This window comes from Tistlia consotensis USBA 355 (assembly GCF_900177295.1).
Lineage (GTDB): Bacteria > Pseudomonadota > Alphaproteobacteria > Kiloniellales > DSM-21159 > Tistlia > Tistlia consotensis.
In genome coordinates this window covers 70,972-90,959 of the sequence record NZ_FWZX01000017.1, presented here as the reverse complement: position 1 = coordinate 90,959, position 19,988 = coordinate 70,972, and the positions used below count along the sequence as shown (strand labels likewise).

The following is a 19,988-nucleotide window of genomic DNA, read 5'->3' as shown; positions in this document are numbered from 1 at the left end:
ACGTGCGTCAAGGCAACGGTCGGCGCGCCTGCCTTCAATGGTCGGGTCCGGCGGCGCTCGATCGCAGCTGCCACAGCAGACCGGGAGGCCGACGATGCAGACCCCGCTACAGATCACCTTCCACGGCATGGATCCCTCGCCGGCGCTCGAGGCGCGGATCCGCGAGCGCACCGACAGGCTCGAACGCTACTTCGACCGGATCGTCAGCTGTCGCGTCATCGTCGAGGCGCCGCACCGCCACGGCCACCAGGGCAAGCTCTACCGGATCAAGGTGCTGATCGGCCTGCCCGGCGGCGTCGACCTCGAGGTCGACCGGAACAGGCCGAAGGACCATGCGCACGAGGATCCCTACGTCGCCCTGCGCGACGCCTTCGATGCCGCCGACCGGCGCCTGCAGGACCACGTGCGCCGGCAGCGGGGCGACATCAAGCACCACGAGGCGCCGCCGCTCGCCCACGTCGCCCGGCTGTTCGAGGATCACGGCTTCGCCGTCGACGGCGACGGCAACGAAGTCTACTTCCACCGCAACGCCGTGGTCGGCAGTTTCGAGAAGCTGACGGCCGGCGACGAGGTGCGCCTTGTCGTCGCCCACGGCGAGAGCGCCGCCGGCCCGCAGGCGACGACGGTCGAGCCGACCGGGCGGCACCGGCAGGCGGCCGGCTGACAGGAGAAGCTCAGGCCCGCAGCTCGACGAGGGCCCGCTCGACCGCGAGCAGCAGGCCGTCGACCTCCGACTCCTCGTTGTAGAGCGCGAAGCTGGCCCGTGCGCTGCTGCTCGCTCCGAGCACCGCGTGCAGTGGCTGCGCGCAGTGATGGCCCGAGCGCAGCGCGAAGCCGTCCCGGTCGAGCCGCCGGCAGAGGCCGAGGCTGTCGACGCCCTCGGCGACGAAGCTGACCACCGGACCGCGCCGCTCGAGATCGAGCGGCCCCAGCAGGCGCACGCCGGGCAGCGCCCGGAGGCCGGCAATGGCGCGGGCGGTCAGCCGGCGCTCGTGAGCCCGGATCGCCGGCCAGTCGAGGCCGAGCGCCCAGTCGGCGGCGGCCCCCAGCCCGACCGCGCCGGCGATCGGCGGCGTGCCGGCCTCGAAGCGGCGCGGCGGATCGGCGAAGCTGGCCTCGTCCATCGTCACGCTGCGGATCATCTGGCCGCCGACCATGAAGGGCGGCAGCCAGTCCAGGACCTCGCTCCGGCCCCAGAGCACGCCGATGCCGGTCGGCCCGTAGGTCTTGTGGCCGGAGAAGGCGTAGAGGTCGGCGCCGAGGCCGGGCAGGTCGAGCGGCCCGTGCGGCGCCCGCTGGGCGCCGTCGAGCAGCACGAGCGCGCCGACCGCCCGGGCCGCCTCGACGACGGCGGCGACGTCGGTCTCGGCACCGGTGACGTTGGAGCAGTGGGTGACCGCGACGAGGCGCGTGTCCGGCCGCACGACCTCCCCGAGGCGGGCCAGGTCCAGGCGCCCTTCCGCGGTCACCGGCAGGGCGCCGAGCCGGACGCCCCGGCGACGCGCCAGCTTCTGCCAGGGCAGCAGGTTGCTGTGATGCTCGAGCCAGGAGACCACGACGCGGTCCGCCGGGCCGAGCCGGTCGGCCAGGCTGTCTGCGACCAGGTTGATCGCCGAGGTCGCGCCGTAGGTGAAGACCACCTCCCGGGGCGCCACGTTCAGGTAGGCGGCGACTGCGGCCCGGGCGGCGTCGTAGGCCGCCTGGGCGGCGAGCGACCGGCGGTGCGGCGTGCCGTGGACATTGCCGCGCGCCTCGACCTCGAAGCGGCGCAGGGCGTCCAGCACGGCCTCGGGCACCTGGGCCGTGGCGGCGTTGTCGAGATAGTGGAGGCCGGGCTCGGCGAGGCCGGGAAACTGCCGTCGCGCGACGCGCGGATCGAAGTCCGACGGGAAGGCCTGGTCCATGTCGCGCCCTCTGCTCCGGGTCACCAGGGTGGCGCGCCGACAGGCAGGGTGCCTTGACCTGCCTCAAGGCCCCGGAACGCCGGCTGCGGCAATGACGGGACGGGTTACGCTGGCCGGCGATCCTGCGCAATCCCACCGGCAATCCCACCGGCCGAGAAGGAACCGGCGCTCTTGACCGATCTGCCCCCGCATCCCGGAGAGCGCCATCCCGGAGAGCGCCGCGTCGCGCTGGAGGCCCGCGGCCTGACCAAGCTCTACCGGATGGGCGCGGTCGAGGTCGCCGCGCTGCGCGGCGTCGACGTCGCGCTCTACGCGGGCGAGCTCGCGGTCCTGCTCGGCCCTTCGGGCAGCGGCAAGTCGACGCTGCTCAACATCCTCGGCGGGCTGGACGTGCCGACCGGCGGCCGGGTGCTGTTCGACGGCCGGGAGATCACCGGCGCCAGCGAGCGCGCGCTCAACCGCTACCGGCGCCACCACGTCGGCTTCGTCTTCCAGTTCTACAACCTGATCCCGAGCCTGACGGCGCGCGAGAACGTGGCGCTGGTGACCGAGATCGCGCGCGACCCGATGCCGCCCGAGGAGGCCCTGGCCCTGGTCGGCCTCGCTGCCCGGCTCGACCATTTCCCGGCGCAGCTGTCGGGCGGCGAGCAGCAACGGGTGGCGATCGCGCGCGCCATCGCCAAGCGGCCCGACCTGCTGCTCTGCGACGAGCCGACCGGGGCGCTCGACAGCGCGACCGGCATCCTGGTGCTGGACGCGATCCTGCGGGTCAATCGCGAGCTGGGCACGACCACGGCCCTGATCACCCACAACGCCGTCATCGCCGAGGTCGCCGACCGCGTGCTGCGCTTCGCCGACGGCCGGATCGTCGAGACGCAGCTCAACGAGACCCGTCGCACGGCCGCGGAGCTGGCCTGGTGAGCGGAATGACCAGCCTGAACCGCAAGCTGCTGCGCGAGCTCTGGCAGCTGAAGGCGCAGGTCCTGGCGATCGCGCTGGTCATCGCCTCGGGGGCCGCGCTGCTGATCATGGCGCTGACCACCATCGAGGCGCTCGAGCAGACGACGACCGCCTACTACGAGCGCACGCGCTTTGCCGACGTCTTCGCCGAGGTCAAGCGGGCGCCGGAGCGCCTGGCCCGCGAGATCGCGGCAATCCCCGGCGTGCGCCTGGTCGAGACGCGCATCGTCGAGGGTGCGATCCTCGACCTGCCCGACTTCGACGAGCCGGTGGTCGGCCGGCTGATCTCGCTGCCCGAGCAGGGGCCGCAGCTGCTGAACACCCTGGTCCTGCGCTCCGGGCGCCTGGCCGCGCCGAACCGGCCGGACGAGGTGGTGGTCAGCGAGCCCTTCGCCGAGGCGCACCGCCTCGGGCCCGGCGATTCCTTCGGCGCAGTGCTGCGCGGGCGCCGGCGCACCCTGCACGTCGTCGGCACGGCGCTCAGCCCCGAGTTCGTCTATGCGATCGCGCCGGGCGGCCTGATGCCCGACGACCAGCGCTTCGGCGTCCTCTGGATGGGCCGCGACGCCCTGGCCGCCGCCTTCGACCTGAAGGAGTCCTTCGACAGCGTGACGCTCGCCCTGCTGCGCGGCGCCGACGCCCGGGACGTCATCGCGCGCCTCGACGTCCTGCTCGCACCCTACGGCGGCACCGGCGCCTACGACCGCAGCGACCAGATCTCCAACTGGTTCCTGCAGAACGAGATCGTGCAGCAGAAGAACCTGTCCCGGCTGATGCCGACGATCTTCCTGGCCGTCGCGGCCTTCCTGACCAACATGGTGATGACGCGCCTGATCGCGACCGGACGCCGCGAGATCGGCCTGCTCAAGGCCTTCGGCTACGGCGACGGGACGATCGCCTGGCACTACGCGAAGATGGTGCTGCTGATCGGCGGCATCGGCGTGCTGCTCGGGGCGCTGGTCGGCGCCTGGCTGGGCCACTGGAACACCCGGCTCTACGCCGAGTTCTACCGCTTTCCCTTCCTGCTCTACCGGCCCGGGCCGACCAGCTTCGTCGCCGCCGCCCTGGTCAGCCTGGGCTCGGCGCTGGCCGGCAGCCTCCTTGCCGTGCGCCGGGCCGTGGTCCTGCCGCCGGCCGAGGCCATGCTGCCGCCGTCGCCGCCGAGCTATCGCCGGAGCCGGCTGTCCGACACCGTCTTCGCGCGGGCCCTGGACGAGCCGACGCGGATGATCCTCCGGCGCCTGCTGCGCTGGCCGCTGCGCTCCTTCCTGGCGAGCGCCGGGCTCGCCCTCTCGGTCGCCGTGCTGATCATGGCGCTGCAGTGGCTGGACGCCGTCGACGCCCTGGTCGACAGCTACTTCGTCGAGGGCCAGCACCAGGACGCGACGGTCGCCTTCACCGACCTGCAGCCGATCGCCGCCGTCGGCAGCTTCGAGCGCCTGCCGGGCGTGCTGTCGGCGGAACCCTATCGCAGCGTGCCGGCGCGTCTCGTCCATGGTCATCTGAGCGCCCGGGAAGCGATCACCGGCGTGCCGGCCGGCGCGATCCTGAGCCCGGTCCACGACGCCCGGCGCGGGCGCATCGAGATGCCGCCGGACGGCCTGCTGCTGTCGCGCACCCTGGCCGACCTGCTGCAGGCGAAGGTCGGCGACCAGCTGTCCGTCGAGGTGCTGGAGGGGCGCCGGCCGCGCCTGCGGCTGCCGGTCGTCCGGATCTTCGACACCTACATCGGCAAGCCGGCCTACATGGAGTTCGGCGCGCTCAACCGCGCGATGCGGGACGGCCGCGTGGTCAGCGGCCTGCAGGTCGCGCTCGACGGAGCCGCCCAGGCCGTCTTCCTCAAGCGGCTCAAGGAGATCCCCGACGTCGCCGGCATCCTGTTCCGCCAGGCCGGCATCGCCAAGTTCTACGAGACCATGGGCGAGACGATGTTCATCTTCGTCGGCTTCTTCGTCGCCTTCGCCGCGACGCTGTCGGTCGGCGTGACCTACAACTCGATCCGCATCGCCCTCTCCGAGCGGGCGCGCGAGCTGGCGACCCTGCGGGTGCTCGGCTTCAGCCGCTGGGAGATCTCCTACATCCTGCTCGGCGAGATCGGCCTGCTGACCTGGCTCGCGATTCCGCTCGGCTGCCTCCTGGGCTTCGCACTGGCGTGGTATCTGACGAGCGCCTTCGGCTCCGAGCTGTTCAGGGTGCCGCTGGTGATCCTGGACGCGACCTACGGCAAGGCCGCCCTGATCGCGCTGGCCAGCACCGTCGCCTGCGCCGCCGTCGTGCGCAGGCGGCTCGACCACCTGGACCTGATCGCGGTCCTCAAGACGAGGGAGTAGGGCCCGGTGAGCGTCAAGACCCGCAGAATCCTGATCTGGGGCCTGTTGCTGGCATCGCTCGCGGCGGGCATCGCCTACGCCTTCCGCCCCCGGCCGGTGCCGGTCGACCTCGCCCGGGCGGAGGTCGGCAGGCTCCAGGTGACGGTCGACGAGGACGGCGAGGCGCGCGAGCGCGACGTCTACACCCTGAACGCGCCGCTCGGCGGCTACCTGCGGCGGATCGAGGCCGAAGCCGGCGACCGGGTCCAGGCCGACACGACCGAGCTGGCGCGGATCGAGCCGGCCCCGCCCGAGTTCCTCGACGTCCGCGCCGCCGCCGAGCAGGAGGAGGTGGTGGAGGCAGCGCGCGCGGCGCGCGCACTCGCCGAGGCCGAGGTCGAACGCGCCGAGGCCGAGCTCACCTTCGCCACGAGCGAGCTCGACCGCGCCCGCCGCCTGGTCCGGCGGGAGACGATCTCCGAGCGCGCGCTCGACGAGGCCGAGCGCGCGGAGAAGGTCGCCCATGCCGGGCTCGCGACCGCGAAGGCGGCCCTGACCGTGCGCGAGCACGAGCTGACGCAGGCCCAGTCCCGGCTGCTCTCCCGCCCGGACATCGACGCGCGCAGCGCCTCCTGCGACTGCGTGCCGGTGACCTCGCCGGTCGGCGGCGTCGTGCTGCGGGTCTACCGCGAGAGCGAGGGCATCGTGGCGGCCGGGGCGCCGCTGCTCGATATCGGCGACCCGCGGGACCTCGAGATCGTCGTCGACCTGCTGTCCGAGGATGCGGTGCGGGTCGAGCCCGGCCAGCGGGCCATCATCGCCGGCTGGGGCGGCCCGGACCTGACGGCCACGGTGGACCGCGTCGAGCCCTTCGGCCGCACCGAGGTCTCGGCGCTCGGCATCGAGGAGCAGCGGGTCGACGTGGTGCTCGATCTCGTCGACCCGCCCGACCGCTGGAAGCGGCTGGCCCACGGCTATCGCGTCAGGGTGCGGATCGTGCTGTCCGAGACCGAGGCCCTGCAGCTGCCGCTCGGCGCGCTGTTCCGCGACGGCGACCACTGGGCCGTCTTCCTGGCCGAGAACGGCCGGGCCCGCCTGCGCCGGGTCGAGGTCGGCGCGCGCAACGACCTCGCCGTCGAGATCCGCAGCGGCCTGTCGGCCGGACAGCGGGTCGTGCTCTATCCGAGCCGGCAGATCAGCGACGGCGCGCGGATCGTCGAGCGGTAGCGCCGCGACGCTTCCCGGCGCCCTCGGCCCGGGTCAGCGCACCAGGATGCAGGAGCAGGGCGCCAGGTGGGCGACCTTGTGCGAGACGCTGCCGAGCAGCAGGCTCTGGGCATCGCCGAGCCCGCGGGTTCCCAGCACAAGCATCTCCGGCTTGCGGGCCCGGGCGGTCTCGACGATGCAGCGGGTCGGGTCGCCCTCGACGACCAGGCCCTCGACCTCCCCGACGCCCTCGGCGCGCGCCTCCGCTTCGGCGTCGGCGACGAGCTGCCGCGCGACCTTGGCGAGCAGGTCGCGCTCGCTGATCCGAACGTGCTCGACGCGCCGGAGCTCCTCGAGCTCCGGCGGCACGGCCTCGCTGCCGCGAAGCCGCTGGACGTGCAGGACCAGCAGCCGCGCCCGCTTCAGACGGGCCAGGTCGGCCGCGAAATGGAGCGCCTTGCGGGCGGCTGCCGAGCCGTCGGTGGCGATCATGATGAGCTGCATGTCCATGGCGGTCGTCCCTCCTCCTGTCGGCTGCCCGGCCGATCGAGCGGATCTTGCCTCGAGCCTAGCGACCACCCCGCCCCCGCTCCTTGATCTGGCGCAGGCCGCGCAGCCCCGCTTGACCTCGCTCAAGGCGCGCGGCGCCGGCGCCCTGTCTGATCGTCGCGCCGACAGAAGCCGCAGCGGAGCGTGGAGACCATGAGCGACCAGCCGTCCGAGCCCTCGCCCCGGCCGCTGCCCCGGGACCGCCTGGTGCGGCGCTGCGACCTCTCGGCCCTGGCCTTCGAGACCACCGACGAGCTGGCGGACCTCGACCTGATGGTCGCGCAGAAGCGCGCCGGCGAGGCCATCGCCTTCGGCGCGGAGGTCGAGGCCCCGGGCTTCAACCTCTTCGTCGTCAGCGCCGCCGCCGACAGCACCGACGAGGCGGTCAGGGCGCTGCTCGAGCAGCGCGCCGCCTCGGCCGCGCTGCCGAGCGACTGGGTCTACGTCAACAACTTCGCGGCCCCGGACCGGCCGGTCGCCATCGCGCTGCCGCCCGGCCGCGGGCCGGCGTTCCGCGACGCCATGCGCGGCCTCGTCGAGGACCTCAAGGTCGCGATCCCGGCGGCCTTCGAGAGCGACGACTACCAGGCCCGTCGCGCGGCCATCGAGCAGGCCTTCAACGACAAGCAGGAGACCGCCTTCAAGGCGCTGCAGGACGAGGCCGCCGCGGCCAACGTCGCAATCATCCGCACGCCCTTCGGCTTCACCCTGGCGCCGGCCAAGGAGGGCAAGATGCTGCGGCCCGATGCCTTCTCCGCCCTGCCCGACGCCGAACGGACCGCCTTCGAAGCGGCGATGCACGAGCTGCAGGGCAAGCTCGAGGGCGTGCTCCGCTCGATCCCGGCATGGGACAAGGAGCGCCGCACCGACCTGCGCGCGCTCAACCGCGAGACCGCGCAGAACGCCGTCGGCCATCTCATCGACGAGCTGCGCGGCCTCTTCGAGGACCTGCCGAAGATCCTGGAGCATCTCGACCAGGTCCGCGCCGACTTGGTCGAGAACGTCGGCCTGTTCATCGCGCCCCAGCTCGCCCAGCAGGACCACGAGGGCGAAGGCGAGGGCGCCGCCATCGGGCCCCTGGACCGCTACGAGGTGAACCTGCTGGTCAGCCGGTCTGGCGGCGACGGCGCCCCGGTCGTCGAGGAGCTGCACCCGACGCTGGCGAACCTGCTCGGCCGGGTCGAGCACACGGCGCGCCAGGGCGTGCTGGTCACCGACTTCAAGCTCATCAAGCCGGGCGCGCTGCACCGTGCCAACGGCGGCTTCCTGCTGCTCGACGCGCGCGCCCTGCTCAGCGAGCCCTTCGCCTGGACCGCGCTGAAGCGGGCACTCAAGGCCGGCGAGATCCGCATCGAGAGCGCGGTCGACCTGCTCAGCCTGACCACCACCGTCTCGCTGGAGCCCGACCCGATCCCGCTCGACGTCAAGGTCGTGCTGTTCGGCGCCCGCCTGCTCTACTACCTGCTCGCCGAGCTCGACCCGGAGTTCAGCGAGCACTTCAAGGTGCTGGCGGATCTCGACGACGCCCTCGACCGCAGCGTCGAGGCGGAGCCGACCTATGCCCGCCTGGTCGCCTCCCTGGCCCGGCGCCGGCAGCTCCGGCCGCTCGAGCGCGAGGCCGTCGCCCGGGTGATCGAGCGGGCGAGCCGCCTGGCCGGCGACGCCGCCAAGCTGACGCTGCTCGTCGAGCCTGTCGGCGACCTGCTGGTCGAGGCCGACTTCTGCGCGAAGCAGCGCGGCGCCTCGACGATCGCCGCCGCCGACGTCTCGCGCGCGATCGCCCAGCAGATCGACCGGGCCAGCCGGCTGCGGCAGCGCATGCAGGAATCGGTGCTGCGCGACATCGCGCTGATCGACACCAGCGGCGCGGTCGTCGGCCAGGCCAACGGTCTCAGCGTCATCGAGCTCGGCGGCTTCGCCTTCGGCCGGCCGTCGCGCATCACCGCCCGGGTCGGCCCCGGCTCGGGCCGGGTCGTCGACATCGAGCGCGAGGTCGAGCTCGGCGGCCCGCTCCACTCCAAGGGCGTGCTGATCCTCTCCGGCTTCCTCGGCGGACGCTATGCCCTGGAGGCGCCGATCTCGCTGCTCGCCAGCCTGGTCTTCGAGCAGTCCTACGGCGGCGTCGAGGGCGACAGCGCCTCCTCCGCCGAGCTCTACGCCCTGCTCTCGGCGATCGCCGACCTGCCGCTCCGGCAGGACCTGGCGATCACCGGCTCGGTGAACCAGCACGGCGCGGTCCAGGCGATCGGCGGGGTCAACGAGAAGATCGAGGGCTTCTTCGAGCTCTGCCAGGCGCGCGGGCTGACCGGGACGCAGGGCGTGCTGATCCCGGCGTCGAACGTCCAGCACCTGATGCTGCGCGACGAGGTCGTCGAGGCCTGCGGAGCCGGCCGCTTCGCGATCTATCCCGTCGCGACGATCGACGAGGGCATCACCCTCCTGACCGGCGTGCCGGCCGGCGAGCGCGGCCGCGACGGCCGCTTCCCGCCGGACACGGTCAACCGCCGCGTCGAGGACCGCCTGAAGCGCTTCGCGCGCGCCCGCCGGCCCTTCGCCCGGGGCCACGAGGAGGAGGCGGAGGAATGAGCGACGGCAGCGCAGAGGCCCCGGTCTTCCGGCGCGTCGTCGTCGGCTTCCGCGACGCCTCGGGCTCGGCGGCCGCCCTGGAGGCGACGGCCCGGCTGGCCCAGGGCCTGCGGGCCGAGCTGCTCGGCATCTTCGTCGAGGACCTCGCGCTCCTGGAGTGGTCGGCCTCGCCGCTGACCGGGCAGGTCGCGCGCACGACCAGCGCCGCCGCCCCCTTCACGCCCGACCGCCTCGCCGAGGAGTTCGCCCGGGCGGCGACGGTCAGCCGGCAGCGGCTGTCGCGCGCCGCGGCCCGGCTCGGCCTGACCGTGCGCTTCCGGATCGAGCGGGCGAGCGCGGTCACGCTCCAGGTCGCAGCGGCCGAGCCGGGGGACCTGCTGGTCGTGGTCGAGCCGACGGACCCCATGGCGCGGCTCAGCTATCCCTTCGCCGAGCTGCTGCGGTCGATCGCCGGAACCTCGGCGCCGGTCCTCTTCATGCCCCGCGCCGTCTCCCTGCGCCACGGCCCTGTGGTCGCGGTGACCCGCGGCTCGGACCGCCCCGCCCGCAGCCTCGCCGCCGCGCTCGGCGAGCCGCTGGTCTCGCTCGCCGGGCCGGAGCAGTCCCTGCCGCTCGGCCACGAGGCCATGAGCCGGCTGCTGCAGCCGCTGCACGAGCACCTGCTGGTGTTCGACCGCCCCTCGCTCGCCGCCATGGGCCCCCTGCTGTTCGCCGAGCTGGCGACCGAGCGCCGGGTCCCGGCCCTGGTCGTCGGCGAGACCGCGCCCTAGGCAGCCCCGGACCAGCGCCCCAGGGCCATCGCCCGGCGGACCCGCGCCTCGGCGAGCTGCCGGGCGGCCTGCCGCGGCGGCACGGCCGCGTCGCGGGCGGCGGCGAGCACGGCCGCGGTGTTGGCGCCGACCCGCTCCGAGATCTCCTGGAAGGCCTGGGCCCGGCCGAGGCCGCGGTGCTCGACGGCGGCGCAGATGACGCCGCCGGCGTTGGCGACGAAGTCCGGCACGACGAGCACGCCGCGCTCGTGCAGGCGCTGCTCGGCGGTCTCGGTCGCCGGGATGTTGGCGCCCTGCAGCACCAGCCGAGCCTGCAGCTGCTCGACGTTGTCGCTGCGGATCACGTCGGGCCCGGCCGCCGGGATCCAGATCTCGCAGGGCACGGCGACCAGCGAGTCCCGCTCGATCGCCCGAGCGGGATCGAGCTCGCTGACGCTGCGCCCCTCGGCCTTGAGCCGGCCGAGCGCCTCGAGATCGAGCCCGGATTCGTCCCGCACGGCGCCGCGGGAATCCGAGACCGCGACGAGGCGGGCGCCGGCCTCGGCGAGGAAGCGGGCGGCGTGGCGGCCGACCGCGCCGAAGCCCTGGATCGCGACCCGCGCACCGGCGAGCTCGAGGCCGCAGAGCGGCGCGGCGACCCTGGCCGACGCCGCGAGGCCCCAGCCGGTCGCACCCAGCTCGTCGAGCGGGATGCCGCCGAGCTCGGGGGGCAGGCCGACGGCGCGGCCGATCTCGTCCCGGACCCAGCCCATGCAGGTCTCGTCGGTGCCCATGTCGGGGCCGGGGATGTAGTCGCCGAGCTCGGCGATGGCCTGGGCGAAGGCGCGGACCAGTTGCCGCTTGCGGCCGGGCTCGCCGTGCGGGTCGCCGGCGATCATCGCCTTGCCGCCGCCGTGCGCGAGGCCGGCCATGGCGTTCTTCAGGGTCATGGCGCGCGCCAGGCGGAAGCATTCCTCGACCGAGATCTCGGGCGCCATGCGGACGCCGCCGATCGAGGGGCCCGCGGCCACGTTGTCGATCACCAGCAGCGCGCGCAGACCGACCGCCGGCTGGTGCAGCTCGACGACCTTGGCCGGTCCGAGGTCGTCGCAATGACTGAAGGCTCCTGCGCCCATGACCGCCTCCTCCCCTTCCCTCTATTGCCCTGCCTCGCGCAGCGCCGCCGACAGGGCGCCCAGGAAGCGGGCCGCCTCGCCGCCGGTCGCGGCCCGGTGATCGAAGGTCAGGGACAGCGGCAGGAAGCGGGCCCCGTCGCGCCCGAAGATCCGGCCCGCGCCGAGGATCGCGACCTGGGGCGGCACCACGACGAGCACCGCATGGCGGCCGCCGAGGCTGCCGAAGTTCGACAACGTCAGGGTCGGCGCGCGGTAGAGCTCGGGGCCGGCCTTGCGGCTGCGCGCCAGGCCGACGACCCGCTCGATCTCGGCCCCCAGCGCCTCCGGCGGGCGCGACTCGGCGCCGCGCACCACCGGCACCAGCAGGCCGTCCGGCGTGTCGACGGCGAGGCCGAGGTCGAGGCCCGGATGCAGCAGGCGGCGCGGCGGGTCGGCTTCGAACCAGGCGTTGAGCGCCGGCTCGGCCCGGCAGGCCGCGGCCAGCGCCGCGACCAGGCGCAGGGTGACCGGCGCGTCGGCCGGCCAGGGCGTCACCTCGACCTCGTCCATCACGGTCGCCGGCACGACGCTGGCCCCGGCCCGCGCCATGACCTCGGCCATCGTGCGGCGCGCGCCGCGCAGCGGCTGCCAGGCCGCCGTGTCGGCAGCGGCCGAGCCGGAGAGGGCGGCGAGCACGTCGTCGCGGGTGACCTCGCCGTGGGCGCCGCTCGGCCGCAGAGCGGCGAGATCGACGCCGCGCTCGCGCGCCAGCCGGCGGACCGCGGGGGTCGCCTTGACCGCAGAGCCGGCGGCGGCCGCCGGCGGGGGCACCGCCTGCGCGGGAGCCTCGTCCAGCGTGCCGACCAGCACGCCGGCGGCGGGGACGGGCCCTTCGGCGAAGGCCAGCAGCGGCGCGCCGACCGCCACCCGCTGGCCGACCTCGGCGAGCAGTCGCGCCACGGTCCCGGCCTGCGGCGAGGGGATCTCGACCACCGCCTTCTCGGTCTCGACCGAGACCAGCGGCTGGTCCGCCGCGACGTGGTCGCCGGGGCCGACGTGCCAGGCGACCAGCTCGGCCTCAGTCAGGCCCTCGCCCAGGTCGGGAAGCCGGAAGGTGCTCATCGATAGCTCATGGTCTCGCGGACCGCCGCCGCGATGCGGCCGGCGTCCGGCAGCTGGAGGTGCTCCAGCTTCGGCAGCGGCATCACCGTGTCGTAGCCGGTGACCCGGGCGACCGGCGCCTGCAGCGACAGCAGCGCGCGCTCGGCGATGCGCGCGGCGACCTCGGCGGCGAAGCCGCAGTGGCGCGGCGCCTCCTGCACGACGACGCAGCGCCCGGTCTTCTCGACCGAGGCCAGCAGCGTCGCCTCGTCGAGCTGGGACAGGCTCGCGAGGTCGATGACCTCGCAGGACAGGCCCTCGGCGGCCAGCGCCGCGGCGGCGGCGAGGCAGTCGCGGACCATCGCACCCCAGGCGACGAGGGTCGCGTCGTCGCCCTCGCGCAGGACGAAGGCACGGTCGAGCGGCAGCGCGGCGCCGTCGTCGACGACCGGCTCGCGCAGCGCCCTGTAGATCCGCTTCGGCTCCAGGAAGACCACGGGATCGGGATCGCGGATCGCCGCCAGCAGCAGGCCGTAGGCCCTGGCCGGCGAGGAGGGCACGACGACGCGGATGCCCGGGATCTGGGCCAGCATCGCTTCGAAGCTCTCGGAGTGGTGCTCCGGCGCGTGCACGCCGCCGCCGTAAGGCGCGCGCAGCACCATCGGGCAGCTGAGGCGCCCGCGCGTGCGGTTGCGCAGCCGGCCGGCGTGGTTGGCCAGCTGGTCGATCGCCGGATAGAGGAAGCCCATGAACTGGATCTCGGCGACCGGCCGGAAGCCGGCCGCAGCGACGCCGACGCTCATGCCGGCGATCAGCGCCTCGGACAGCGGGGTGTCGCGCACCCGGCGCTCGCCGAACTCGGCGAACAGGCCCTCGGTCGCCCGGAACACGCCGCCGTTGCGCGCGACGTCCTCGCCGAAGACCAGGACGGTCTCGTCCTCCGCGAGGGCGCGACGCAGCGCCAGGCGGACCGCCTCGACCAGGCTCGTCTCAGTCTCCGCCACGGCGCGCGACCTCCCGGCGCTGGGCCTCGAGGGCGGCGGGCAGAGTCGCGAAGAGGCTGTCGAAGATCGCCGTCGGCGGTGCCGGCGGCGTCGCCCGGTAGGCCTCGGCGGCGGCCTCGATCGCCGCATGGCACTCGCCCAGCAGCGCCTCCTCCTCGTCCTTGCTCCAGAGGCCCTGCGCGGTCAGGAAGGCGCGCAGGCGGGCGACCGGCTCCTCGTGCCAGCGGGCGCTGACCTCGGCGGAATCGCGGTAGCGCGAGGCGTCGTCGGCCGTGGTGTGGTCGCCGAGGCGATAGGTCAGCGCCTCGACCAGCGTCGCGCCGCCGCCCCGCCGCGCCTTGTCGAGCGCCCCGGCGACGACCTCGCGGACCGCGACGACGTCGTTGCCGTCGACCTGGATGCCCTCGATGCCGGCCGCCAGCGCCTTCTGCGCCAGGGTCCCGGCCGCGGTCTGCCGCTCGACCGGCACGGAGATGCCCCAGCGGTTGTTGCAGACCAGGAAGACGACCGGCAGCGCCCAGGCCCCGGCGAGGTTGAGCGCCTCGTAGAAGTCGCCCTTGGAGGTCGCCGCGTCGCCGAGCACGCAGACCGCGACCCGCGGCGCGCCGCCCAGCTGCAGCGCCCAGGCGACGCCGACGGCGTGCGGGACGTGGCTGGCGACCGGGATCGAGACCGGCCAGTCCGCGCGGGCCGCCGCGAAATCGCTGCCGCGCTCGTCGCCGCCCCAGTAGCGGAACAGCTCCTCGGCGGCGACGCCGCGCCAGAGCTGCGCGCCGTGCTCGCGGAACGAGGGCAGCAGCACGTCCTCCGGCCGCATCGCGCTGGCCAGCCCGACCGCCACCGCCTCCTGGCCGAGCGAGGAGGCATAGGTGCCGAGCTGGCCGGTGCGCTGCAGGGCGACGGCCTTCTGGTCGAAGGTCCGGGTCAGCACCATGCCACGATAGAGCGCCGCCAGCTCCCGCTTGTCCGCGGCGAAGCCGGGCAGCGGCCCGACCGCCCGGCCGGCGGCGTCGATGCAGCGGACCGCCTCGATCGAGAAGCGGGCGACGATGCTGTGCCCTGGCTGCCGCGCCATGGTCCCTCCCCTTCAGGCACAGCAGTCTGCCGCCGCCGCGCGGCGCGCCCATTGATGCAGGTCACTTCCCGCCGGCTCAGAGCCGGCCGATCTCGTAGTCCGTGCAGGACAGGCCGAGCGCGGCCATGCCCTCCTCGAGCAGGTCGCCGAGCTGTGGCATGCCGACCAGGTAGTCGGGAAAGTGCTTGTCGCTGGCCTCGTCGGCGGCGGTGCGCGCCTGCTCCCATTCCTCGCCCGAGTAGTCGCCGCGCCCGATCCAGGCCAGCGCCACCAGGTCGAGCTGCTCGTCCTCGTTCAGCCCGTCGATCGCGCCGGTCAACTCCTCCCAGGTCGGGTCGTCGGGATAGTCCTCGAGGATCTCGACGTCCTTGTCGTCGCTGACGTTGGAGCCGGGATCGGGCTCGACGACCTCCTCCTTCTCGTCGAACTCCCGAGCCTTGACGATGATGTAGCAGAGCTTCTGGAGCGGAATGGTGAGCATGGTGCGCCTCCGGCTGATCTCCGTCGGGCGCCGGCCACCGTCCGGGCCCCGAACCGGTGCAGCTAAGCCCGTGCCGCGCCCCGCCGCCTTGACCTGCAGCAAGGCATCCACCCTTCCGTCCCGGCATCCTTGATGCAACTCAATGCGCCCGAGGGCGCGCCGGCCTCTGCTCGAAGCTTGGCCGCGCCGCCATCGGCGGAGCCGGCCCGACCCGAAGGAAGCAGCGCGATGACCAGCCAGAGCGACCGGGCGGCAGCGCCCCGCGGCAGGCGGCCGAAGCGTCCGTCCAGCTACAGCGAGCAGCTCGACGAGTCGCCGAAGCTGCTGGAGACCGAGCCGGTCGACGTCGAGGAGAGCACCCCGGCCGAGGAGCGGCAGTCGGTCGAGAGCCCGCCGCCGGACGAGCGGACGCCGCCCGTCTTCGAGGAGTGAGGTCGGCGACCTTCCGGCCGTGACCTCAGGGACAGCCGTCCCGCTGCTCGATCGCGCAGCGGTCGGCATGGATCGTCCAGTCGGACAGCCGCTTGAGGCGGCAGAACTCGCGCTTGGCTAGATCGAGGGCATGCTCCTCGTCCGGAGCCGCCACCTCGACCACGCGCTGCTCGATCTCCCTGTCGCGGCCGTAGTCGGTCGTGATCGTCTTGTAGAAGGTTACCCGGTAGCGCTTGTCGCTGGTCACGGCTGCTCCTCCTCTGGCGCGTCGGAGGCGGCGCGGCGCCGGCCCGCGTCGCCTTCCCGGACTGGTCCCGCCGGGTCGGCCGCCGGCGCGCTCCCGACCAGGACGACGAGCGAGCGCCCGGCGACGAGGCGCCGGCTCCCTTCGACAGGCGGCTCCGCGCCCGGATCGACGACATCGTCCGGCGGCGGCGCCGCGGTGTCCACCGCGACCCGCCAGGCGATCCCCGGCGCCTGCAGCTCGAACGGGACGTCGTGCGGGCCGCCGTTGATCATGACGTAGAGATCGCAGTCGCCCTCGCTGGCGCCAGCCAGGCGATAGGCCAGCTCCTGCGAGCCCAGGTCGACCGGCCCCGACGGGCCGAACCAGCTGACGTCGTCGCGCCAGAAGCGGCTGCGGGCGATGCCCGGATGCGCCTTGCGGAAGGCGATCATCGCCTTGGCGAAGCGGAAGATCTCCCGATTCGGCTCCAGGCGGTCCCAGTCGAGCCAGGTCGTCTCGTTGTCCTGGTTGTAGGGGTTGTTGTTGCCGCCCTGGGTCTGCAGGAACTCGTCGCCGGCGACCAGCATCGGCGTGCCGTTGGCGAGCATGAGCAGCGCGATCAGGTTCTTGGCCTGCCGGCGCCGCAGCGCGAGCACCTCGGCCGGCGCGCCCTCCTCGCCCTCCCAGCCGTGGTTCCAGGAATAGTTGGCGTCGCTGCCGTCGCGGTTCCCCTGGCCGTTCGCCTCGTTGTGCTTGGCGTCGTAGGACAGCAGGTCGCAGAGGCAGAAGCCGTCGTGCGAGGTCACGAAGTTGACGCTCTGGAAGGCGTGGAAGGCGTCCTCCAGCGTGTCGGGGAAGAGGTCGCTGCTGCCGTAGAGCCGGGTCATCAGCTCGCCCAGCTGCCCCGGGTCGCCGCGCACGAAGCGGCGCAGCTGGTCGCGGAACTGGCCGTTCCACTGCAGCCAGCTGATGCCGGGGAAGGTGCGGCCGAGCTGGTAGCTGGACAGGTCCCAGGCCTCGGCGATCAGGCGGCGGCCGGCGAGCAGGGGATCGGACTGGATCGCCGCGATGATCGGCGGCTGCTCGAGGTCGATCGAGCCGTCGGCCCGTCGGGTGAAGAGCGACGCCAGGTCGAAGCGGAAGCCGTCGACCCCCATCTCGCCGGCCCAGTAGCGCAGGCTGTCGAGAATCAGGGCGCCGACGTAGCGGTTCGCCGTGTGCACGACGTTGCCGGCGCCGCTGTCGTTGCGATAGCGGGAGCGGTCCTGCTCCAGCAGGTAGTAGGTCGTGTTGTCGATGCCGCGCAGGCTGTAGGTCGGTCCGGTCTCGTCGCCTTCGGCCGTGTGGTTGTAGACGACGTCGAGGATCACCTCGATGCCGGCCGCGTGCAGCGCCTCGACCATCGCCCTGAACTCGGCGAGCTGCTCGCCGCAGCCGCAACGGCAGCCGTAGGCGCCGTGCAGGGCGAAGAAGCCGAGCGGCATGTAGCCCCAGTAGTTGCCCTCCTGCGGATCGAACTGGAAGACCGGCAGCAGCTCGACGATCGTGACCCCGAGCTCCTTGAGGTAGGGGATCTTCTCGACGAGGCCCGCGAAGGTGCCGCGCCGCTCGGGCGCGACGCCGGAGTTCGCGCGCCTGGTGAAGCCCCGCACGTGCAGCTCGTAGATGACAGCGTCGTGGGTGTGCCGCGGCGCCGGGCCGGAGGCCCGGACGGGCGCCCCCTCCGGCCGGATGACGCCGAGGGGCGCACGGCCGGGGTTGGCGCCGGGATGCGCGGCCGCCGAGCGGCTGAAGCCCGGCGGGAAGTGCACGGCCCGGGCATAGGGATCGAGCAGCAGCTTGTCGGGATCGAAGCGGTGACCGCTGGCGGCGTCGCGCGGGCCGTCGACCTGGTAGGCGTAATAGCGGGCCTGCTCGGCGAGCGCCGCCGGGATCCTGCAGTGCCAGATGCGCCCGGACTTGTTGCGGCGCCAGAGGAGATCCTCGCCGTGGAGCGGCGTCGTGCAGTCGCCGGCCTGGAAGAGCAGCAGGCGCACGGCGGTGGCGTGCTTCGAGTAGAGAGCGAAGTTGAGCGCGCCGCTCGCGTCGTCGACCGACACGCCGAGCGGCGCCGGCGCGCCTTCGCGTGCCTGCCAGTCTGCGCTCTCGCTGCGTCTCTCGCGCTGCACGCTCCAGCTCCCGCCCGGCAGGGCGCCCGGTCGCCACGGCGCCCGACGGCCTCACCCTGGCACTCGCCTCGCCCTTGCTGCCTTGATCAAGCGCAAGAGCCGACCATCCGTTCCCGGCCGCCCTGCGAGGCGGGAACGCCCGGGACGCCTGCGGCCGGATCGATTGGCCCGGCGGCCATGCCGGGCGCTTCGGCGAACAACGGACACGCGGGGGACACGCGGGGGACACGCGGGGGACACGCTGGCCCGGCAGCGGGGGCCGCCGGAAGCCGAGCGGTCCGGAGCCGCCGCGCCTTGCCAGACTGTCACAATTCCCGCGGCTCCACCCCAGGAGGAACGCCCGGATCTTCAACAAAGGCTCCGGAATTCATCAATATAGACAAAGACAATGATAGCGATTACTTGCCGCAACCGCCGCCTCGCGGCAGACCCGCTGCTCCATCAGCCGGAGCGGGCGCCCATGACCATGATTTAATTCTATTGTCTGTTGTCTCCCCCGGGGTTTGCGGGCATCCTCCCTGAGAGAAGGCGAGCATCGAGGTACACGCCACGCGGTCAAGATGCCCGCATAGGCAGCAGGTTTGCCGCCCGGGCGGGCTCGCAGGTGACGTGGCGCACCTTGGCAGGGAGGCGGGGAAGCCGATGCGTATTGGTCCTTCGGCGCAGGTCGCAGCGGGCGGCGTCTCCGTCGCGGCGCCCGGGTCCCGATAGGGGCGGCCGCCATGTCTCGCCGGTTCCGGGTCGCGCTGATCAAGCCGTCGCACTACGACGACGCGGGCTATGTCATCCAGTGGCGATTCAGCCTGATCCCGTCCAACTCCCTCGCCCTGAGCGGCCCGAGACATAGGTGACAGATCGTACCGGACACATGGGTAACACCTCCTGGCAGGCATGCCTGCCAGGAGGTCGAGATGCCGTGGAAGGAGTGTTCGGTTATGGACGAGCGCCTGCGGTTCGTGTCGCGCCTGCTCGACGGCGAGGCGATGACGGAGGCCTGCCGCGAGTTCGGGATCTCGCGCAAGACCGGCTACAAGATCTTCAACCGTTACAAGGAGCACGGGCTCGAGGCGCTGAGCGACCGCTCTCGGCGGCCGGTGCGCTACGCCAACCAGCTGCCGCAGCAGATCGAGAGCCTGATCGTCGAGCTCAAGCGCACTAAGCCGCACTGGGGTGCGCGCAAGATCCGCGAGCTGCTGGTCCGTCGCCTCGACGGCGATGTGCGGATCCCGGCCACGAGCACGATCCACGCCGTGCTGCACCGCCACGGCCTGGTCAAGCCGCTCGGGCGGCCGCGGCGGCGGGCGACGGGCACGCCACTGTCCGCCGGCGCGGCGCCGAACGACCTCTGGTGCGCCGACTTCAAAGGGGAGTTCAAGCTCGGCAACGGGCGCTACTGCTACCCGCTGACCGTCACCGACCAGGCCTCGCGCTTCCTGCTGCTCTGCGAGGCCCTGGAATCGACCCGCGAGGACCTGGCGATCACCGCCTTCGAGCAGCTGTTCCGGGAGCGCGGCCTGCCGATCGGCATCCGCTCCGACAACGGAGTGCCCTTCGCCAGCCCGAATGCCCTGTTCAACCTCTCCAGGCTCTCGGTCTGGTGGCTCCGGCTCGGCATCGCCATCGAGCGCATCAAGCCCGGCCACCCGCAGCAGAACGGCCGCCACGAGCGCATGCACCTGACCCTCAAGAAGGAAACCACCCGCCCGCCCGGCATGAACGCCCTGCAGCAACAGGCCCGCTTCGACGACTTCGTCGCCGAGTTCAACGCAGAGCGGCCCCACGAGGCGCTGGAAATGAAGTGCCCCCGCAGAGCTCTACTCAGCCTCGCCCAGGCCCTATGACGGCCTGCCCGAGCTCAGCTACCCGCTGCACGAGCGAGAGGTGCTGGTCACCGCCTGCGGGCGCATCTGCATGCATCGCAAGAGGATCAACGTCTCGACCGTCCTCGCCGGACAGCGCCTCGGCATCAAGGAGGTCGACGACGGAATTTGGATCGTAAGCTTCATGCACTACGATCTCGGCTACATCGACCTGGAGCAGAGAACCCTGCAACCCCTCGACAACCCCTTCGGCCCGGGGATGTCACCCATGTCTTAGGGACGAAACGTCACCTATGTGTCCGG

19 protein-coding genes are annotated in these 19,988 nt (G+C 73.1%); 10 read left to right on the top strand and 9 right to left on the bottom strand.

From position 1 onward, the window contains the following. The first annotated feature begins 94 nt into the window (after positions 1-94). Complete coding sequence (locus tag B9O00_RS19225; RefSeq protein ID WP_085124325.1) at positions 95-664, top strand: HPF/RaiA family ribosome-associated protein; 570 nt, start codon at positions 95-97, stop codon at positions 662-664. Positions 665-674: 10 nt separating this feature from the next. Here B9O00_RS19225 and B9O00_RS19220 read toward each other — a convergent pair whose 3' ends face one another. Continuing rightward, on the bottom strand, positions 675-1,904 hold the full coding sequence (locus tag B9O00_RS19220; RefSeq protein WP_085124324.1) for an aminotransferase class V-fold PLP-dependent enzyme: 1,230 nt from the start codon (positions 1,902-1,904) through the stop codon (positions 675-677). Positions 1,905-2,075: 171 nt separating this feature from the next. On the opposite strand from B9O00_RS19220, the gene B9O00_RS19215 reads away from it, so the two are divergent. From B9O00_RS19215 to B9O00_RS19205, 3 genes are read left to right on the top strand one after another with little or no spacing between them, the layout of a single operon-like run. Continuing rightward, the gene (locus B9O00_RS19215) at positions 2,076-2,825 is read left to right on the top strand and encodes an ABC transporter ATP-binding protein (RefSeq protein ID WP_437123429.1); all 750 of its coding nucleotides are present in this window, start codon (positions 2,076-2,078) and stop codon (positions 2,823-2,825) included. 5 nt (positions 2,826-2,830) lie between these two features. Continuing rightward, positions 2,831-5,194, top strand: a complete 2,364-nt coding sequence (locus tag B9O00_RS19210) for an ABC transporter permease (RefSeq protein ID WP_085124323.1) — start codon at positions 2,831-2,833, stop codon at positions 5,192-5,194. Between the two features lie 6 nt (positions 5,195-5,200). Continuing rightward, entirely contained in the window at positions 5,201-6,400 is a 1,200-nt protein-coding gene (locus B9O00_RS19205) for an efflux RND transporter periplasmic adaptor subunit (protein WP_085124322.1), read from the top strand. A gap of 33 nt (positions 6,401-6,433) precedes the next feature. On the opposite strand, the gene B9O00_RS19200 is transcribed toward B9O00_RS19205, so the two are convergent. Next, complete coding sequence (locus B9O00_RS19200) at positions 6,434-6,889, bottom strand: universal stress protein (protein WP_085124321.1); 456 nt, start codon at positions 6,887-6,889, stop codon at positions 6,434-6,436. Positions 6,890-7,081: 192 nt separating this feature from the next. On the opposite strand from B9O00_RS19200, the gene B9O00_RS19195 reads away from it, so the two are divergent. Beyond that, a complete protein-coding gene (locus B9O00_RS19195; protein ID WP_085124320.1) occupies positions 7,082-9,514 on the top strand; it encodes a Lon protease family protein in 2,433 nt (810 codons plus the stop codon). Then, the gene (locus B9O00_RS19190) at positions 9,511-10,284 is read left to right on the top strand and encodes a hypothetical protein (RefSeq protein WP_085124319.1); all 774 of its coding nucleotides are present in this window, start codon (positions 9,511-9,513) and stop codon (positions 10,282-10,284) included. Before B9O00_RS19195 ends, B9O00_RS19190 begins: the two co-directional genes overlap by 4 nt. Here B9O00_RS19190 and B9O00_RS19185 read toward each other — a convergent pair. The 5 genes from B9O00_RS19185 to B9O00_RS19165 all read right to left on the bottom strand — a co-directional run bounded on the left by B9O00_RS19185 (position 10,281) and on the right by B9O00_RS19165 (position 15,039). Beyond that, positions 10,281-11,399, bottom strand: coding sequence for a Glu/Leu/Phe/Val family dehydrogenase (locus tag B9O00_RS19185; protein ID WP_085124318.1), 1,119 nt, complete (start codon positions 11,397-11,399; stop codon positions 10,281-10,283). The genes B9O00_RS19190 and B9O00_RS19185 overlap by 4 nt on opposite strands. Positions 11,400-11,420: 21 nt before the next feature. Next, positions 11,421-12,500: a dihydrolipoamide acetyltransferase family protein gene (locus B9O00_RS19180; RefSeq protein ID WP_085124317.1), complete on the bottom strand. Its 1,080-nt coding sequence runs from the start codon at positions 12,498-12,500 to the stop codon at positions 11,421-11,423. After that, a complete protein-coding gene (locus B9O00_RS19175) occupies positions 12,497-13,483 on the bottom strand; it encodes an alpha-ketoacid dehydrogenase subunit beta (protein ID WP_085124316.1) in 987 nt (328 codons plus the stop codon). Before B9O00_RS19175 ends, B9O00_RS19180 begins: the two co-directional genes overlap by 4 nt. Further along, entirely contained in the window at positions 13,470-14,558 is a 1,089-nt protein-coding gene (gene pdhA, locus B9O00_RS33825) for a pyruvate dehydrogenase (acetyl-transferring) E1 component subunit alpha (RefSeq protein ID WP_085124315.1), read from the bottom strand. The genes B9O00_RS19175 and pdhA overlap by 14 nt, the downstream gene beginning before the upstream one ends. A gap of 76 nt (positions 14,559-14,634) precedes the next feature. After that, positions 14,635-15,039, bottom strand: a complete 405-nt coding sequence (locus B9O00_RS19165) for a DUF3775 domain-containing protein (protein ID WP_085124314.1) — start codon at positions 15,037-15,039, stop codon at positions 14,635-14,637. Between the two features lie 228 nt (positions 15,040-15,267). Between B9O00_RS19165 and B9O00_RS19160 the strand changes: the two genes are divergently transcribed. Next, positions 15,268-15,471: a hypothetical protein gene (locus B9O00_RS19160; RefSeq protein WP_085124313.1), complete on the top strand. Its 204-nt coding sequence runs from the start codon at positions 15,268-15,270 to the stop codon at positions 15,469-15,471. Positions 15,472-15,496: 25 nt separating this feature from the next. Here the strand turns inward: B9O00_RS19160 and B9O00_RS19155 are convergent, their stop codons facing one another. Then, positions 15,497-15,718, bottom strand: a complete 222-nt coding sequence (locus B9O00_RS19155; RefSeq protein WP_085124312.1) for a hypothetical protein — start codon at positions 15,716-15,718, stop codon at positions 15,497-15,499. Further along, positions 15,715-17,865, bottom strand: a complete 2,151-nt coding sequence (locus B9O00_RS19150) for a glycogen debranching protein (protein ID WP_085124311.1) — start codon at positions 17,863-17,865, stop codon at positions 15,715-15,717. The genes B9O00_RS19155 and B9O00_RS19150 overlap by 4 nt, the downstream gene beginning before the upstream one ends. A gap of 722 nt (positions 17,866-18,587) precedes the next feature. Between B9O00_RS19150 and B9O00_RS34055 the strand changes: the two genes are divergently transcribed. From B9O00_RS34055 to B9O00_RS34165, 3 genes are all read left to right on the top strand, one after another. Continuing rightward, the gene (locus B9O00_RS34055; RefSeq protein WP_268810780.1) at positions 18,588-18,716 is read left to right on the top strand and encodes a hypothetical protein; all 129 of its coding nucleotides are present in this window, start codon (positions 18,588-18,590) and stop codon (positions 18,714-18,716) included. A gap of 84 nt (positions 18,717-18,800) precedes the next feature. Then, the gene (locus tag B9O00_RS19145) at positions 18,801-19,706 is read left to right on the top strand and encodes an IS481 family transposase (RefSeq protein ID WP_200808576.1); all 906 of its coding nucleotides are present in this window, start codon (positions 18,801-18,803) and stop codon (positions 19,704-19,706) included. Between the two features lie 40 nt (positions 19,707-19,746). Further along, entirely contained in the window at positions 19,747-19,962 is a 216-nt protein-coding gene (locus tag B9O00_RS34165) for a hypothetical protein (RefSeq protein ID WP_200808575.1), read from the top strand. The last annotated feature ends 26 nt before the right edge of the window (positions 19,963-19,988 follow it).

What these genes read in the sequence shown, in the direction of transcription:
- B9O00_RS19145 (WP_200808576.1), top strand. Translation starts at nt 18,801, where the DNA reads ATGGACGAGCGCCTGCGGTTCGTGTCGCGCCTGCTCGACGGCGAGGCG.
- B9O00_RS19185 (WP_085124318.1), bottom strand. Translation starts at nt 11,399, where the DNA reads ATGGGCGCAGGAGCCTTCAGTCATTGCGACGACCTCGGACCGGCCAAG.
- B9O00_RS34055 (WP_268810780.1), top strand. Translation starts at nt 18,588, where the DNA reads ATGTCTCGCCGGTTCCGGGTCGCGCTGATCAAGCCGTCGCACTACGAC.
- B9O00_RS19195 (WP_085124320.1), top strand. Translation starts at nt 7,082, where the DNA reads ATGAGCGACCAGCCGTCCGAGCCCTCGCCCCGGCCGCTGCCCCGGGAC.
- B9O00_RS19200 (WP_085124321.1), bottom strand. Translation starts at nt 6,889, where the DNA reads ATGGACATGCAGCTCATCATGATCGCCACCGACGGCTCGGCAGCCGCC.
- B9O00_RS19160 (WP_085124313.1), top strand. Translation starts at nt 15,268, where the DNA reads ATGACCAGCCAGAGCGACCGGGCGGCAGCGCCCCGCGGCAGGCGGCCG.
- B9O00_RS19190 (WP_085124319.1), top strand. Translation starts at nt 9,511, where the DNA reads ATGAGCGACGGCAGCGCAGAGGCCCCGGTCTTCCGGCGCGTCGTCGTC.
- B9O00_RS19220 (WP_085124324.1), bottom strand. Translation starts at nt 1,904, where the DNA reads ATGGACCAGGCCTTCCCGTCGGACTTCGATCCGCGCGTCGCGCGACGG.
- B9O00_RS19180 (WP_085124317.1), bottom strand. Translation starts at nt 12,500, where the DNA reads ATGAGCACCTTCCGGCTTCCCGACCTGGGCGAGGGCCTGACTGAGGCC.
- B9O00_RS19225 (WP_085124325.1), top strand. Translation starts at nt 95, where the DNA reads ATGCAGACCCCGCTACAGATCACCTTCCACGGCATGGATCCCTCGCCG.
- B9O00_RS19165 (WP_085124314.1), bottom strand. Translation starts at nt 15,039, where the DNA reads ATGCTCACCATTCCGCTCCAGAAGCTCTGCTACATCATCGTCAAGGCT.
- pdhA (WP_085124315.1), bottom strand. Translation starts at nt 14,558, where the DNA reads ATGGCGCGGCAGCCAGGGCACAGCATCGTCGCCCGCTTCTCGATCGAG.
- B9O00_RS19210 (WP_085124323.1), top strand. Translation starts at nt 2,831, where the DNA reads ATGACCAGCCTGAACCGCAAGCTGCTGCGCGAGCTCTGGCAGCTGAAG.